A 14,031-nucleotide genomic window follows, 5' to 3' on the forward strand; every position below is an offset into this window, starting at 1 on the left:
GGGTCAGATCCGGTAGCCGGAGCCCGGCACCGTCACGATGACGGCGGGCTCACCGAGCTTGCGGCGCAGGGTCATGACGGTCACCCGGACGACGTTCGTGAACGGGTCCGTGTTCTCGTCCCAGGCCTTCTCCAGGAGCTGCTCCGCGGAGACGACCGCACCCTCGCTGCGCAGCAGCACTTCGAGTACGGCGAACTCCTTGGGGGCCAGCTGGATCTCCTTGCCGTCGCGGAAGACCTCACGGCGGTTGGGGTCGAGCTTGATCCCGGCCCGCTCCAGGACGGGCGGCAGCGGCACGCTCGTACGCCGTCCGAGGGCACGCACGCGTGCCGTGAGCTCGCTGAACGCGAAGGGCTTCGGGAGGTAGTCGTCGGCGCCGATCTCCAGGCCCTCGACGCGGTCGCTGACATCGCCCGACGCGGTGAGCATCAGGACGCGGGTCGGCATGCCCAGTTCGACGATCTTGCGGCAGACGTCGTCGCCGTGCACGAGCGGGAGATCCCGGTCGAGCACCACCACGTCGTAGTCGTTGACGCCGATGCGCTCCAGGGCGGCCGCCCCGTCGTACACGACGTCGACGGCCATGGCCTCCCGGCGCAGTCCGGTGGCCACCGCATCGGCGAGCAGCTGCTCGTCCTCGACGACGAGTACGCGCACGTCGCTGTCCTTCCGCTGTGCCCCTGCGGGCAGGTTTGTCTTGGGGTCGGCCTCCATCCTGCCCCTTTCGGCCATAAACCGGCTGTAAGGCGGTCTGAGGCCCCTGGAGCGCGGGATTTTCTCCGCCCGTTGAGGTTTCTGCGGAAGGCAGTCAGGGGAGGACGGCCTTACACCCACGATCACGCTTCGTATGTGGCGTACCACGAACCGCTTTCTCCAGGGCGGCGTAAGTCGTGATCGTCCCTTCTTGAGGGCACACCCCCGTGCCATCGACCCACGACCCAGCCGAGGGGGCGCAACCATGGACGCATTCACCGCAGGTCTTCTGCAGCGCATAAAGGCCACGGAGTCCGACCTCACGAAGGCCCGTGAGACGGGAGACGACTTCCTCGCCGAGGTCGAGCAGGCGGAGCTGGAGGACCTCCACCGCCTGGCCGCCGAGCACGGAGTCGAGGTAGGCGCTCTGCAGGTCTGAGCACGTAGTCGTGAGGGGCCCCGGCATCTGGACGAGATGCCGGGGCCCCTCCGTGCGTGCGGGCGCTTCTGTGTACTGCGTGCGGCGCGCGGCGTGCCGCGCGTGCGTGCTGCGTGTGCGTGCCGCGTCAGTCGTGCCAGGCGCCGAGGTCCTCCAGGAGGCCCTGGAGCGTCTCGAAGAGGCCGGGCGGGGCCGCGATGGCCAGCTCCCCCGACAGTGCCTCTCCGGAGCGGCCGCCCGTCAGCGCGCCCGCCTCCCGGGCGACGAGGTCACCGGCCGCGAAGTCCCAGGGGTTGAGCCCACGCTCGTAGTACGCGTCCAGCCGGCCCACCGCGACATCGCAGAGGTCGATCGCGGCCGACCCGCCGCGGCGTATGTCCCGCACCTTCGGGACGAGGTGCCGGGCGACCTCGGCCTGCCGGACACGGCGCTCGGCGAGATAGCCGAAGCCGGTGCCCACCAGGGCCTGCTCGAACGGGGGCGCCGGGCGGACGCGCGCGGGCTTGTCCCCGACGAAGGCGCCCTCTCCGAGGACCGCGCGGTACGTCTCCCCGCGCATCGGCGCGTGCACCACGCCGACAAGGGTCTCGCCGTCCTTGCGGGCGGCGATGGACACGGACCACTCCGGGCGTCCGTACAGGTAGTTGACCGTGCCGTCGATCGGGTCGACGACCCACTGCACACCGCTGGTGCCCTCGGAGCTCGCGCCCTCCTCTCCGAGCACGCCGTCGGCCGGCCTGCGCTCGGCGAGGAAGTCGGTGATGAGCTTCTCGGAGGCGATGTCCATCTCGGTGACGACGTCCACGGCGCTGGACTTGGTGGCCGCCACGCCCAGGTCGTCGGGGCGGCCGTCGCGCAGGAAGGCCCCGGCGCGGTGCGCGGCCTCCAGGGCGACGTCGAGCAGCTCGGCCTTGAGCGCCTTCAGCGGGTCCGTCATGGTGCTGTGCTCCTCGTGCTCTGCGGTCGCAGCGGTTGGGCGGTCTCGGCGGTTACGCGTACGGGCTGTCGGCGCCTGCGGCCGCGGGCTTGGGGGCGCGGGCCGGGCAGCAGCCCACCGGGCACAGGTCGTGGCTCGGGCCCAGCGCTCCCAGAGCGCAGGGGGTGACGGCCGTGCCGCTCTCCCGGGCGGCGCGCTCCAGGACCAGCTCCCTGATCGCCGCGGCGAACCGCGGGTCGGCGCCGACCGTCGCCGAGCGGCGGACCGGAAGGCCCAGCTCCGCGGCCTTGGCCTCGGCCTCGGTGTCGAGGTCGTACAGGACCTCCATGTGATCGGAGACGAAGCCGATGGGGACCATGACCACCGCGGGGGCCCCGGCAGCGTGCCGCTCCTCCAGGTGGTCGCAGATGTCGGGCTCCAGCCACGGGATGTGCGGGGCGCCGCTACGCGACTGGTAGACGAGCTGCCAGGGGTGCTCGACGCCGGTCTCCTCGCGCACCGCGTCGGCGATGAGACGGGCCACGTCGAGGTGCTCCTTGACGTAGGCACCGCCGTCCCCGTGGGCCTCGACCGGGCCGGAGGTGTCGGCCGCGGCGTCCGGGATCGAGTGCGTCGTGAAGGCGAGGTGCGCGCCGTCCCGTACGCCCTCGGGAAGCTCGGAGAGGGACTTCAGGACGCCGTCGATCATGGGGCGCACGAAGCCGGGGTGGTTGAAGTAGTGCCGGAGCTTGTCGACCCTCGGCAGCTCCAGGCCCTCGGCCTCCAGAGCGGCGAGGGAATCGGCGAGGTTCTCGCGGTACTGGCGGCAGCCCGAGTACGAGGCGTACGCGCTGGTGGCCAGGGTCAGGACGCGGCGGTGGCCGTCGGTGACCATCTCGCGCAGGGTGTCGGTGAGGTAGGGCGCCCAGTTGCGATTGCCCCAGTAGACCGGCAGGTCCAGGCCGTGCTCCGCGAAGTCCTTGCGCAGGGCGTCGAGCAGGGCGCGGTTCTGGTCGTTGATCGGGCTCACGCCGCCGAACAGGAAGTAGTGCTGCCCCACCTCCTTGAGCCGCTCCTTGGGGATGCCGCGCCCGCGCGTCACGTTCTCCAGGAACGGGACGACGTCGTCGGGGCCCTCGGGGCCGCCGAACGAGAGCAGCAGCAGGGCGTCGTAGGGAGTGGGATCGAGCGCATCGGACATGCAACCGATCCTGCCACTCGCCACTGACAGCCGGAAAATCACGGTGGTTTCGACGCCGAGGCCACGGGGCGTTCAGTGCCGAGATCACGGTGCGTCCGGCGCCGAAAACACGGTGCGCTCCGCGCCCGGGGAGCCGTAAGCTGTATGGGCCACCTTTACGCCTTACCGGAGCCGCCTTCGCCGCGAAGCTCCGGCGCTTCAGCGGAGTCCACGTGCCCAGCCCCTACCGCGCCCTCTTCGACGCCCCCGGCACCAAGGCGTTCTCCACCGCCGGATTCCTCGGCCGTATGCCGCTGTCGATGATGGGCATCGGCATCGTGACGATGGTGTCCCAGCTGACCGGGCGGTACGGCCTCGCGGGCGCGCTCTCGGCGACGGTCGCGCTGTCCGCCGCCGCGATCGGGCCGCAGATCTCGCGGCTCGTGGACCGGCACGGCCAGCGCCGGGTGCTCCGGCCCGCGACGCTGGTGTCGCTGGCCGCCGTCGCGGGACTGTTGCTCTGCGCGAAGTTCGAGACGCCCGACTGGACACTGTTCCTCTTCGCCGCCCTGGTCGGCTGTGTGCCGAGCGTCGGCTCGATGATCAGGGCCCGCTGGGCGGTCCTCTACCGCGGCACCCCGCGGCTGCACACCGCGTACTCCTTCGAGTCCGTGGTGGACGAGGTCTGCTTCATCTTCGGACCGATCATCTCGATCGGGCTCTCCACCGCGTGGTTCCCCGAGGCGGGGCCCCTCCTCGCCGGCGCCTTCCTCGCCGTGGGCGTCTTCTGGCTGACGGCCCAACGGGCCACCGAGCCGGTGCCGCATCCGCGCGAACACCACACGGAAGGCTCGGCGTTGCGCTCGGGCGGCCTCCAAGTGCTCGTCGCCACCTTCGTCGCGACCGGCGCGATCTTCGGCGCGATCGACGTGGTCACCGTGGCGTACGCGGAGGACCAGGGTCACAAGTCCGCGGCGAGCCTGGTCCTCGCGGTCTACGCGCTCGGCTCCTGCCTCGCCGGAGCGGTCTTCGGGCTGCTGCACTTCAAGGGGGCACCGGCCCCGAGGTGGCTGCTGGGTGTCTGTGCGATGGCCGTGAGTATGATCCCGCTTCAACTGGTCGGGAACCTGCCGTTTCTGGCCGTGGCGCTGTTCGTCGCGGGCCTGTCCATCGCACCGACGATGATCACGACGATGGCCCTCGTCGAGCAGCACGTACCACGCGCGAAACTGACCGAGGGCATGACCTGGGTGAGCACCGGGCTCGCGGTCGGCGTCGCGCTCGGCTCCTCCGCGGCCGGCTGGGTCATCGACGCCGCGGGACCGGAGGCCGGGTACGCGGTTCCGGGGATCTCCGGAGCCGCCGCGGTCGTGGTCGGGTTCCTGGGCTATCGCCGGCTGAAGCGGCCGGTTCCGCGACGGGGAGGGACCCATGGGCACGGCAACGGGCAGGGGCAGCGGGAAGAGCACAGCGACGTGGCGTAACTGGGCCGGCAACGTCACCACGCGGCCCGTCAGGGAGGTCACCCCCGCCTCTGTGGACGAGCTCGCCGAGGCCCTGCGCGAGGCCAAGGCCGACGGCCTCAAGGCGAAGCCCGTCGGCACGGGCCACTCCTTCACGGCGGCCGCCGCGACCGACGGCCTCCTCATACGCCCCGGCCTCCTCACCGGCATCCGTGCCGTCGACCGTGCGGCGGGCACGGTCACCGTGGAGGCCGGCACCCCGCTGAAGCGCCTGAACACGGCGCTCGCCCGCGAGGGCCTGTCGCTCACGAACATGGGCGACATCATGGAGCAGACCGTCTCCGGAGCCGTCAGCACCGGCACGCACGGCACGGGCCGCGACTCGGCCTCGATCGCCGCGCAGATCAAGGGCCTTGAGCTGGTCACGGCGGACGGCACGGTCCTGACCTGCTCCGCCGACGAGAACCCCGACGTCTTCGCCGCCGCCCGCATAGGACTCGGCGCGCTCGGCGTCATCACCGCGATCACCTTCGCCGTGGAGCCGGTCTTCTTCCTGACCGCCCGCGAGGAACCAATGACCTTCGACAAGGTCACCGCCGACTTCGACGCGCTCTTCACGGAGAACGAGCACTTCGAGTTCTACTGGTTCCCGCACACCGGCAACTGCAACACCAAGCGCAACAACCGCAGCCCGGGCCCCGCCGCCCCGCCCGGCAGGATCAGCGCCTTCGTAGAGGACGAGCTGCTCTCCAACAGCCTCTTCCAGGCGGTCAGCTCCCTTGGCCGGGCCGTCCCCGCGACCATCCCGGGCATCGCCAAGATCTCCAGCAAGGCCCTCTCCGCCCGTACGTACACGGACATCCCCTACAAGGTCTTCACCAGCCCGCGCCGGGTGCGCTTCATGGAGATGGAGTACGCCGTTCCGCGTGAGGCCCTCGTGGAGACCCTGCGCGAGCTGAAGGCGATGGTGGACCGCTCGCGGCTGCGGATCAGCTTCCCCGTGGAGGTCCGCACGGCGCCCGCGGACGACATCGCGCTCTCCACGGCCTCGGGCCGGGAGAGCGCGTACATCGCCGTCCACATGTACAAGGGCACGCCCTACCAGGCGTACTTCGCGGCGGCCGAGCGGATCTTCACCGCGCACGAGGGGCGGCCGCACTGGGGCAAGCTGCACAGGCGTGACGCGGAGTACTTCGCCAAGGCGTACCCCCGCTTCGGCGAGTTCACGGCCCTGCGCGACCGCCTCGACCCCGACCGCCTGTTCGGCAACGCCTACCTGCGGCGGGTCCTGGGCGACTGACGCCCGCCTACGGGCTGGTGGTCTCGCCCTGCTGCGCGTCGCCGCCGGCGCCCGTGCCGTTGTCGTTGCCGCTGCCGGTCCCGGTGCCGCTCGACGGCGTGGGCGTCGGAGGCGGCGTCGGCGTCGGGTCCGTCTTGGAACCGTCGTCTCCGGAGTCGGTGCCCTTGTCCTTGTCCGAGTCCGTGCCGGAGCCCTTGTCAGGGTCGTTCTTGGAGCCGTCGGTGTCCGTGCCGGTGCCCTGGTCCGGGGTCTGGCCGCCGGTCCCGTTGGGGTCCTGCGTCGCGGTGCCGTCACCCTTCTGGGGACCGTCCGTCCCCGAAGTGCCGTTGTCAGAGGGCTGCCCTGTCGGTTCGCCGGACGGCGTGGACGGCTTCTTCGGAGAGGAGTGGTTTCCCGTGAGGTTGCTGATCGTGGTGCCCTTGCCGCCGCTGAAGTCCTCCCCGGCAACCACTTCGTACGTGGTGATCCCCGCCATGGCGACACCGAAGACGACGGCCGCCGCGATCAACGGCCGCTTCCAGCTGCGGACCCGCGCGCGGTGCGTGGTGCCGTCGGTGAACTCCTCCGACGGGAGGGGCACGCGCGTGGCGTCGTCACGGGGCAGCAGTTGGGTGGCGTCGACCGAGCCGAGCAACTGCGTCTTCTCGGCGTCGAGGTCGGCGGCCACCGACGGCAGGGCAGTCGTCGGATCGGCATCCGCCACCGACGGCAGGACGGTCGTCGGATCGGCGTCCGCCGCGGACGGCGACACTGTGGTCGCGTCCGCTCCGGTCGTGTCCGACCCGGCGTCGACTTCGCCGTCCCGTGGTCTGCCCCATGTCGTGGTCACGGGACCGGTGGGGGACGCGGCTCCCCTGTAGGCGGCGGTCCTGAACGTCTCGGGCACCGATGCGGAGGTGGTCACGGGGACCTGGTGCGCCTTCGGCTTGGCCTGCACCGCCACGACGCGTATCTGTTCACCCGTACGCTTGAAGAAGTGCTGGAAGATCGTGCCGCCGCAGGTCGCGATGCCGCTCACGACGCCGGCGCCGAGGATCGTCCCGTAGACGCCGAGGTTCGAGGCCAGCTTCGCCGCCACGACCGCGGCGATGGCGCTCCCCGCCACCTGCGGCACGCTGAGATCGAGGCGCCGCTTCTCCCCCGGCTCCTCCTGGCCCTCCGACTCCTTGCCGGAATCCGGCTTTATTCGCATCTCCGACCCTTGCCTGCCTTTCTGACCTTTTCGACTGACCACACGAGAGGGGGACGTATGGGCGAATCGATTAGTTCCGTTTCTGGTGTTTCCGTGAAGTGCGCCACCCATGCGCCGGTCGTCGCACCGAAAAAGGCCACCAACTCCCTTCCCCCATGAGAAGTTCGGCGGCGCGGCGGTCCACCCGCGTGGCCCGAATGGAGTACTGTTGCGAGCCCTGGGTCCGGTCTCCCGCCAGGGTGCCCGGGGCCTTCCAGAACCGCCGGGTGGGGGGCTGGCCGCACAGGGTGACGAACGTCGTCACTTAGCGTTGCAAAATGGTAACCGTGCCATAACGGCGATCCAGGGCCCCCGCCCGACACGCCGGGCAACTCGGCAAGGTTGTGGCAGGCTGCACCCGGGCAGGCCACACTCGACTAGCGGAAGCAGCGACGCACGTGACGTCGGCAGGCACCACCCGGGAGGTCCCCATGCCCGAACTGCGTGTCGTGGCCGTCAGCAACGACGGCACACGGCTGGTGCTGAAGGCTGCGGACAGCACGGAGTACACGCTTCCGATCGACGAACGGCTGCGTGCGGCCGTCCGCGGCGACCGGCCCCGACTCGGACAGATCGAGATCGAGGTGGAGAGCCACCTCCGCCCGCGCGACATCCAGGCGCGGATACGTGCCGGTGCCAGCGCGGAAGAAGTGGCCCAGCTCGCCGGAATCCCCGTCGATCGTGTCCGCCGCTTCGAAGGACCGGTGCTGGCCGAGCGGGCCTTCATGGCGGAGCGTGCCAGAAAGACCCCCGTGCGCCGCCCCGGTGAGAACACGGGGCCCCAGCTCGGCGAGGCGGTCCAGGAGCGGCTGCTGCTGCGCGGCGCCGACAAGGAATCCGTCCAGTGGGACTCCTGGCGCCGTGACGACGGCACCTGGGAGGTCCTGCTCGTCTACCGCGTCGCGACCGAGCCGCACTCCGCGAGCTGGACGTACGACCCGCCCCGGCGGCTCGTGCAGGCCGTGGACGACGAGGCGCGCTCGCTGATCGGCGAGACGGACGACATCGCGGCGCCCGAGCCCAGCTTCCCGTTCGTGCCGCGCATCGCCCGGCTCCCCCGGGACCGCCCCCTGGACCGGCCGCTCGACCGCGCCCTGGACCGGCAGCTCGACCGCCAGAGCATCCCCTCCCCCGGCGATCCGGCGGAGGAGGGCGACGATGCGGGGCCCGCGGTCGCCGAGCAGGAGCGCGACTCGCTGACCAGCCTCCTGGAGGCGGTGCCCAGCTTCCGCGGCGACATGGTCGTACCGGAGCGGCCCGCGGTCACGACCACCACGGAACTGCCGCCGCCCGCCCCGGAGGAGTCCGAGCAGGAGCCGGAGGCCGAGGAGGCCCCCGCGGCGTCGGCCGGCGCCGGTTCGGCGTACGCGGACGTGCTCATGCCGCGCTCGGTGGCCAGCCACCGGGACCGCCTCGTCGGCTCCACGGACCGCCAGGCCGAGGCGGACGGGGTGCGCCCCGGACGCCGCGCCGCGGTGCCCAGCTGGGACGAGATCGTCTTCGGCACGCGCCGCAAGAAGCAGGAGTAGTCGCACGTACCAGGACTGGTCATACGTACCAGGACTGGTCATACGTACGACGTGAGGGCCCCGCACCTGCCGGTGCGGGGCCCTTACGCGTGTCCTGTGGCCTACTGCGGATCCGGGCCCGTGGCGACGGGGCGGGAGCCGTCCGCCGACCACTCCGACCAGGAGCCGACGTACAGCGCGGCCGGAATCCCCGCCACCGCCAGGGCGAGCACCTCGTGGGCGCCCGAGACGCCCGAGCCGCAGTAGACGCCGACCTCCGACGTGCCGGAGGCGCCGAGCGCCTTGAAGCGGTCCGCCAGCTCGGCGGCCGGCTTGAAGCGGCCGTCCGGCTCTACGTTCTCGGTGGTCGGGGCCGACACCGCGCCCGGGATGTGCCCGGCCACCCGGTCGATCGGCTCGACCTCACCGCGGTAGCGCTCGCCCGCGCGGGCGTCCAGGAGCAGACCCGAGCGGGCCAGGGCGGCGGCCGAGTCGGCCTCGAGGAAGTCCGTGCTGTTCGGGGCCGGCTCGAAGGACCCCGGCGCCGGGGCCACCCCGTCGCCCTGCTCCAGCGGGCCGGTCCACAGGGCGAGACCGCCGTCAAGGACGCGTACCGACGCGTGCCCCGTCCAGCGGAGCATCCACCACAGGCGCGCGGCCGCCCAGTTCTGGCCACCGTCGTACACCACGACGTCCCGGTCCGGCGAGACGCCCGCCGCCCGCATCACGGCACCGAAGTGGTCCACGTCGGGAAGCGGGTGCCGGCCACCGGCCCCCGCGGGTCCTGCCAGGTCGGCGTCCAGGTCGACGAAGACCGCCGACGGGATGTGCCCCTCTTCGTACGCGGTGCGCATCGAGCCCTGGTGCTGCCAGCGGACGTCGAGCAGGACCGGCGGATTCTCGCCCGCCAGGTCGCTCGCGAGTTCGGATGCGGAGATGATGGCGTTCATGGGTCCCATCCTTGCGCATGGGGTGGCCGTTCGGCCAAGGTCCGGTTACCCTGCTCCGCCGGACCCCGCCCGATGGATGAGACACCGTAAAACGGGCATCCTCCGCGAGAAGCCCGGCAGTGCGGCGCGGCCGGGACGCGCGGCGGATCAGGTGGTGCGAGCATCTGCAGGGGCGCATACGCGGCGGCGAGGGTGCGCGCGTTCGGGAGCGGAAGTGAAGCGGCCACCACGAAGGCCGAGGAGAGGGTGACGATGACCGAGGCACAGGCGTCCGCAGGGCAGCGCGACGGCACGGGAGCCGGTCGAAACGCCCCTGGCACACCCTGCTGGGTGAGCCTGATGGCGCATGGCCTGACAGCGACCCAGGAGTTCTACGGAGCGCTCTTCGGCTGGGAGTTCCGGCCGGGTCCCGAGCAGCTCGGCCCCTATGTGCGGGCACTCCTGGACGGCCGGGAGGTGGCCGGCATCGGTCAACTGCCGCCCGACCGGCATCTGCCCATCGCCTGGACGCCCTATCTGGCGACGGACGACGCGGACGCGACGGCCGAGGCGGTGCGGCACTGCGGCGGCACGGTCGGCGTGGGCCCGATCACCGCGGGCAAGGCGGGGCGGATGGCCATCGCGTCGGACCCCACGGGTGCCGTGTTCGGCCTCTGGCAGGCCGCGCGGCACCTGGGCAGCGCGGTGATCGGGGAGCCGGGCGCACCGGCCTGGAACGAACTGGTGACGCAGGAGACCGCGAGCGTCGCCACGTTCTACGAAGCCGTGTTCGGCTACACGGAAGAGGCCGTCGTCTCGGCCGACTTCGACTATCTGACCCTGCTCGTCGACGGGCGTCCGGTGGCGTCCATGCACGGCGTGGGCGAGGCGCTGCCGCGCGACCGGGGCCCGCACTGGATGACGTACTTCGAGGTCGCCGACGTGGACGAGGCGGTCGACCGGGTCGTCGAACTCGGCGGCCAGCTCATCAAGCCGGCCCGTGACGGCTCCCACGGCCGGGAGGCGACAGTCGCCGACCCGGAGGGCGCGGTCTTCACCGTCGTACGCTCCCACGCCCGCGCCTGAGTCAGGCGCGGGCGGTGGCCGCGTCCACCGGCAGGACGTCCGGCGAGAGGGCGCCCGCGCGTGCGGTCGCCGCCGTCGTCCTGCGCCGGTGGTGGCGGCGGCACAGGACCTCGTAACCCACCTCGTCCGCCGACTGGTTGACGTCGCCGACGACGACTTGGGCGCCCTCGACGACCATCTCGCCGCCTATGGTGCGGGCGTTGTGCGTGGCGCGGGCGCCGCACCAGCACAGGGCCTCGGCCTGGAGCACCTCGACGCGGTCGGCGAGCTCGACCAGGCGCTGCGAGCCCGGGAAGAGCGTGGAGCGGAAGTCCGTGGTGATGCCGAAGGCGAAGACGTCGAGGCCGAGGTCGTCGACGACCCGCGCGAGCTGGTCGATCTGCTCCGGAGCCAGGAACTGTGCCTCGTCCGCGATCACGTAGTCCGCGCGGCCGCCCTGGGAGAGGTGGTCGACGAGATGGGCGTAGAAGTCGAAGTCGTCCGCCGCCTCGATGGCGACGGTGACGAGACCGAGCCGCGAGGAGAGCTTGCCCTCGCCCGCGCGGTCGTCCCGCGTGAAGATCATCCCCTGGAGTCCGCGGGCGGAGCGGTTGTGCTCGATCTGCAGAGCCGGCGTCCTTTTGCTGGGGCATCCACCATTTCTGAGCCTCGATCCATCGCGTGAATTCTGATCACGGGTGTTGGGCGGGTTCTCAGTATTCCTTCGAGGTGCGGGCAGCGGTGATCGCCGAGTGGCCGTCCGGTGCGGGGGGTCTCCGAGGTCTTTCGGGTCGTGGGCGGGCAGAGCGGTCGCGCGGGTCAGGTGACCATGCGCTGTCCGGTCGCTGTCCACAGGTCAGTGAAGTCGTCGGCCCAGCGCCAGCGTTCGGGCAGGTGGAGGGTGAGGCGGCGGGCGCCGGTGGCGATGGCGCCCGCCGGCCGGTGGTCCCGCGGTGGATCGAGGCTGAGCGGATCACGAAGATCCTGAGAGCACACTGGGTGATCGAAAACCGTCTGCATTTTGTCCGCGATACGGCCTTCCGCGAGGACGCCTCCAAGATCCACACCGGGCACAGCCCGGAGAACATGGCCACCCTCCGCAGCTTCGCCATCAACCAACTCCGCGCCACCGGCCACACCAACATCGCCGCCGGACTCCGCACCACAGCCCTATGCCCCGGTGAAGTGGGCCTTGTAGCCGCGCCAGGCCATGCCGCGTTTGATGCTGTATCGGTCCTCGATGTCGTACGGACTGCCGATCGACACCGAGCCCGGCGGTAGCTCCTTGGCCGCCCTCAGCACGTATGCCGCACTGTTGTCGTACCGGTACTGCTGAATCCAGACCTGCCGCAGCACCTGGACCGCGGGGACAGTGGCACGCCGTCCTGGCCGACCGTACGGGCGAGTACGTCACGGGTGGCCTCGGTCCGGGACAGCCGGTAATCGCTGGCCCGGCGCCACGGCCGCCAGAGCCTCCAACACCGCCCGCATCGCCTCCGCTACGAGCTCCAGCCGGTTCAGCAGCCGGATGTTCGCCACCACATGTGTCGCGTCAGTGCGCTGCGTGCCCCCGGGCCCCAGCGGTTTCCGGCCGGCCAGCACCTCGAGGACCCGGTCCATCAGGCGGCCCGCGGAGTCGTTGCCGACCAGACGGCTACGGAACTCGCTGAGCACGGAGGCGCCGAAGCCGGAATCGGTCAACTCCAGCCCGAGGCAGTACTTCCAGTCGATCCTGCCCCGTACCGCGTCAGCGGCCTGCCGGTCAGCGAGCCCTTCGGTGTACTGCAGGACCGACACCATCGCCACGAACCCCGCTGACAAGGCAGGATGCCCCCGCCGAGCGAACAAATCGGCGAACTCCGCATCCGCGAAGGTCTCGCCCAACGAATCCCTGTTGCGCATCGCGACAATGAGCCCCCGCCGAAGCCCAGCTGAACCGCCATGTGAATTGGCCAGCAGGGTCGATCAAGGGGAAGCTTCAATATACGCAATGGAGTCGACCCGCGTGTTCTCACGGCATGGCTTCGGTGGCCTGGATCCTGCTCGAAGTCTTCGACGTGCTGAAGCGGCTCATGATCGGGCGCTCCACATAATGGAGCAGGGCAGCCGAAAGACCAAGGGAAACTACAAAAAGCACGACGACGATGAGGGTGGCCACCGCCACACCGTACGTCCCCCCGCCCAGAATGATGTGCCCGTAGTGCAACACCATCCAGTGCACCAGGTAGAAGGCAAAGCTTGCCTCGCCGAGCCAAACGAACCGGGGCGAGGCCAGCCGCGTCGATCGTCCCTCGATATCCGCCCTGGCCAGCGAACCGATGACCACGGCCAACGGGATGACCATCGGTGCGGCCACACCGAAGATGGGACCCGTCTTGAACGATGCGATGTAGACCACCAGGGCAAACAGGATCGCCGAGCGCGGAGCGATCGCTGGGAACCTGCCGCTCAACACCAGCCTGGCCACCACGATGCCCAGCAGGAACTCCGGCACTCGGGCCAGAGGCAGGAAATAAACCGCGTAGAACTGGAAGGCCGGGACGCTGGTGCCGTTGACGGCGAAGGAGGGCTGAGAGGGCAGCAGCTGCGCAAGGAACGGCAAGGCAATGACCACCAATGCGACCCCACCGGCGCACCACATCAAGCGGGTCTCGCGAATCCTGTTGACCCGCCCGAGCAGCAACGGAAACATCAGATAGAAGAAGAACTCACAAGACAGCGACCAGGACGGAGAATTAGGACTCTCCCCCGTGGGCAGCCAGGAATGCAGGAGGAAGAGGCTGGGTACGGGGTTGCCGACGGCGTCCGCCTGCTTGAACACTATGGCCAGGAACAGCCCGGCACCCCAGGTCACCAGGTGAATCGGGTAAATCTTGAAAAACCGTCGACGCCAGAACGCGGACTTACGCTCCCCCGGTCTGGCTGCCCAGGCAAGCATGAAACCGCTGAGGATGAAGAAGAACTCCACCCCAGTCGATCCCGCGTGCCCGAACACCCTGGTCAGAGTGGTCAGAGTGGCATCCTTGGCGAGCAAGTTCTCCAACAGCACTACGTGGCTCAGGAAGACCAACAGCGCGGCAATCCACCGGGCACCCGTCAATGAGGGCAGTCGTCGCGGCTTGCCGTTCTCGGTCTTGGTTGTCATGTTTCCCCTTGTCCCTTTTGCGCGGCCGCCTGTTGCCCCGGTGCCGGGCAGACGCTAGCGACGGCGTCTCGAACACCGCTGGAGCAGACACCGCAGTTGGCTCTCTCTTCGCGAAAAGCCGCCGGCACCAGATCGGATTCCCACGGAGACGGACCTCATCAA

At 70.4% G+C, this 14,031-nt stretch carries 14 protein-coding genes and 1 pseudogene; 5 read left to right on the plus strand and 10 right to left on the minus strand.

The genetic code is table 11. From position 1 onward, the window contains the following. Positions 1-3: 3 nt before the first annotated feature. Positions 4-657, minus strand: coding sequence for a response regulator transcription factor (locus tag ACWDZ7_RS19835; RefSeq protein ID WP_055544891.1), 654 nt, complete (start codon positions 655-657; stop codon positions 4-6). Positions 658-958: 301 nt separating this feature from the next. Here ACWDZ7_RS19835 and ACWDZ7_RS19840 point away from each other — a divergent pair, with 301 nt between their 5' ends. After that, positions 959-1,132, plus strand: coding sequence for a hypothetical protein (locus ACWDZ7_RS19840; protein WP_451515458.1), 174 nt, complete (start codon positions 959-961; stop codon positions 1,130-1,132). A 127-nt stretch (positions 1,133-1,259) separates the two neighbouring features. Here the strand turns inward: ACWDZ7_RS19840 and ACWDZ7_RS19845 are convergent, their stop codons facing one another. Continuing rightward, positions 1,260-2,069, minus strand: coding sequence for an inositol monophosphatase family protein (locus ACWDZ7_RS19845; protein WP_451798504.1), 810 nt, complete (start codon positions 2,067-2,069; stop codon positions 1,260-1,262). Positions 2,070-2,121: 52 nt separating this feature from the next. Beyond that, on the minus strand, positions 2,122-3,249 hold the full coding sequence (locus tag ACWDZ7_RS19850; RefSeq protein ID WP_451798505.1) for a ferrochelatase: 1,128 nt from the start codon (positions 3,247-3,249) through the stop codon (positions 2,122-2,124). A 212-nt stretch (positions 3,250-3,461) separates the two neighbouring features. On the opposite strand from ACWDZ7_RS19850, the gene ACWDZ7_RS19855 reads away from it, so the two are divergent. Then, entirely contained in the window at positions 3,462-4,712 is a 1,251-nt protein-coding gene (locus ACWDZ7_RS19855; RefSeq protein WP_451798507.1) for an MFS transporter, read from the plus strand. Beyond that, complete coding sequence (locus ACWDZ7_RS19860; RefSeq protein ID WP_451798508.1) at positions 4,660-5,991, plus strand: D-arabinono-1,4-lactone oxidase; 1,332 nt, start codon at positions 4,660-4,662, stop codon at positions 5,989-5,991. Before ACWDZ7_RS19855 ends, ACWDZ7_RS19860 begins: the two co-directional genes overlap by 53 nt. A 7-nt stretch (positions 5,992-5,998) precedes the next feature. Here ACWDZ7_RS19860 and ACWDZ7_RS19865 read toward each other — a convergent pair whose 3' ends face one another. Further along, on the minus strand, positions 5,999-7,183 hold the full coding sequence (locus ACWDZ7_RS19865; RefSeq protein WP_451798509.1) for a hypothetical protein: 1,185 nt from the start codon (positions 7,181-7,183) through the stop codon (positions 5,999-6,001). A gap of 470 nt (positions 7,184-7,653) precedes the next feature. Between ACWDZ7_RS19865 and sepH the strand changes: the two genes are divergently transcribed. Beyond that, positions 7,654-8,751, plus strand: coding sequence for a septation protein SepH (gene sepH, locus ACWDZ7_RS19870; protein ID WP_451515452.1), 1,098 nt, complete (start codon positions 7,654-7,656; stop codon positions 8,749-8,751). A 101-nt stretch (positions 8,752-8,852) separates the two neighbouring features. Here sepH and ACWDZ7_RS19875 read toward each other — a convergent pair whose 3' ends face one another. Beyond that, a complete protein-coding gene (locus ACWDZ7_RS19875) occupies positions 8,853-9,680 on the minus strand; it encodes a sulfurtransferase (protein WP_451798510.1) in 828 nt (275 codons plus the stop codon). Positions 9,681-9,932: 252 nt separating this feature from the next. Here ACWDZ7_RS19875 and ACWDZ7_RS19880 point away from each other — a divergent pair, with 252 nt between their 5' ends. Further along, a complete protein-coding gene (locus ACWDZ7_RS19880) occupies positions 9,933-10,745 on the plus strand; it encodes a VOC family protein (RefSeq protein WP_451798511.1) in 813 nt (270 codons plus the stop codon). 1 nt (position 10,746) lies between these two features. Here ACWDZ7_RS19880 and ACWDZ7_RS19885 read toward each other — a convergent pair. From ACWDZ7_RS19885 to ACWDZ7_RS19905, 5 genes and pseudogenes are all read right to left on the minus strand, one after another. After that, positions 10,747-11,367, minus strand: a pseudogene (locus ACWDZ7_RS19885) (thymidine kinase); the annotation flags it as partial. A 176-nt stretch (positions 11,368-11,543) separates the two neighbouring features. After that, a complete protein-coding gene (locus ACWDZ7_RS19890) occupies positions 11,544-11,720 on the minus strand; it encodes a hypothetical protein (RefSeq protein ID WP_451798512.1) in 177 nt (58 codons plus the stop codon). Between the two features lie 174 nt (positions 11,721-11,894). Further along, positions 11,895-12,080, minus strand: a complete 186-nt coding sequence (locus ACWDZ7_RS19895) for a hypothetical protein (RefSeq protein WP_451798514.1) — start codon at positions 12,078-12,080, stop codon at positions 11,895-11,897. A gap of 54 nt (positions 12,081-12,134) precedes the next feature. After that, positions 12,135-12,608 (minus strand): transposase, encoded by a 474-nt coding sequence (locus ACWDZ7_RS19900; protein WP_451798515.1) that lies wholly within the window; start codon positions 12,606-12,608, stop codon positions 12,135-12,137. A gap of 127 nt (positions 12,609-12,735) precedes the next feature. Further along, a complete protein-coding gene (locus tag ACWDZ7_RS19905) occupies positions 12,736-13,869 on the minus strand; it encodes an acyltransferase family protein (protein WP_451798517.1) in 1,134 nt (377 codons plus the stop codon). Between the last annotated feature and the right edge of the window lie 162 nt (positions 13,870-14,031).

Source organism: Streptomyces sp. NPDC003032 (assembly GCF_053591415.1).

Coding starts and splice junctions, on each gene's coding strand:
- ACWDZ7_RS19840 (WP_451515458.1), top strand. CDS start 959: ATGGACGCATTCACCGCAGGTCTTCTGCAGCGCATAAAGGCCACGGAG.
- ACWDZ7_RS19845 (WP_451798504.1), bottom strand. CDS start 2,069: ATGACGGACCCGCTGAAGGCGCTCAAGGCCGAGCTGCTCGACGTCGCC.
- ACWDZ7_RS19850 (WP_451798505.1), bottom strand. CDS start 3,249: ATGTCCGATGCGCTCGATCCCACTCCCTACGACGCCCTGCTGCTGCTC.
- ACWDZ7_RS19860 (WP_451798508.1), top strand. CDS start 4,660: ATGGGCACGGCAACGGGCAGGGGCAGCGGGAAGAGCACAGCGACGTGG.
- ACWDZ7_RS19865 (WP_451798509.1), bottom strand. CDS start 7,183: ATGCGAATAAAGCCGGATTCCGGCAAGGAGTCGGAGGGCCAGGAGGAG.
- sepH (WP_451515452.1), top strand. CDS start 7,654: ATGCCCGAACTGCGTGTCGTGGCCGTCAGCAACGACGGCACACGGCTG.
- ACWDZ7_RS19875 (WP_451798510.1), bottom strand. CDS start 9,680: ATGAACGCCATCATCTCCGCATCCGAACTCGCGAGCGACCTGGCGGGC.
- ACWDZ7_RS19880 (WP_451798511.1), top strand. CDS start 9,933: ATGACCGAGGCACAGGCGTCCGCAGGGCAGCGCGACGGCACGGGAGCC.
- ACWDZ7_RS19905 (WP_451798517.1), bottom strand. CDS start 13,869: ATGACAACCAAGACCGAGAACGGCAAGCCGCGACGACTGCCCTCATTG.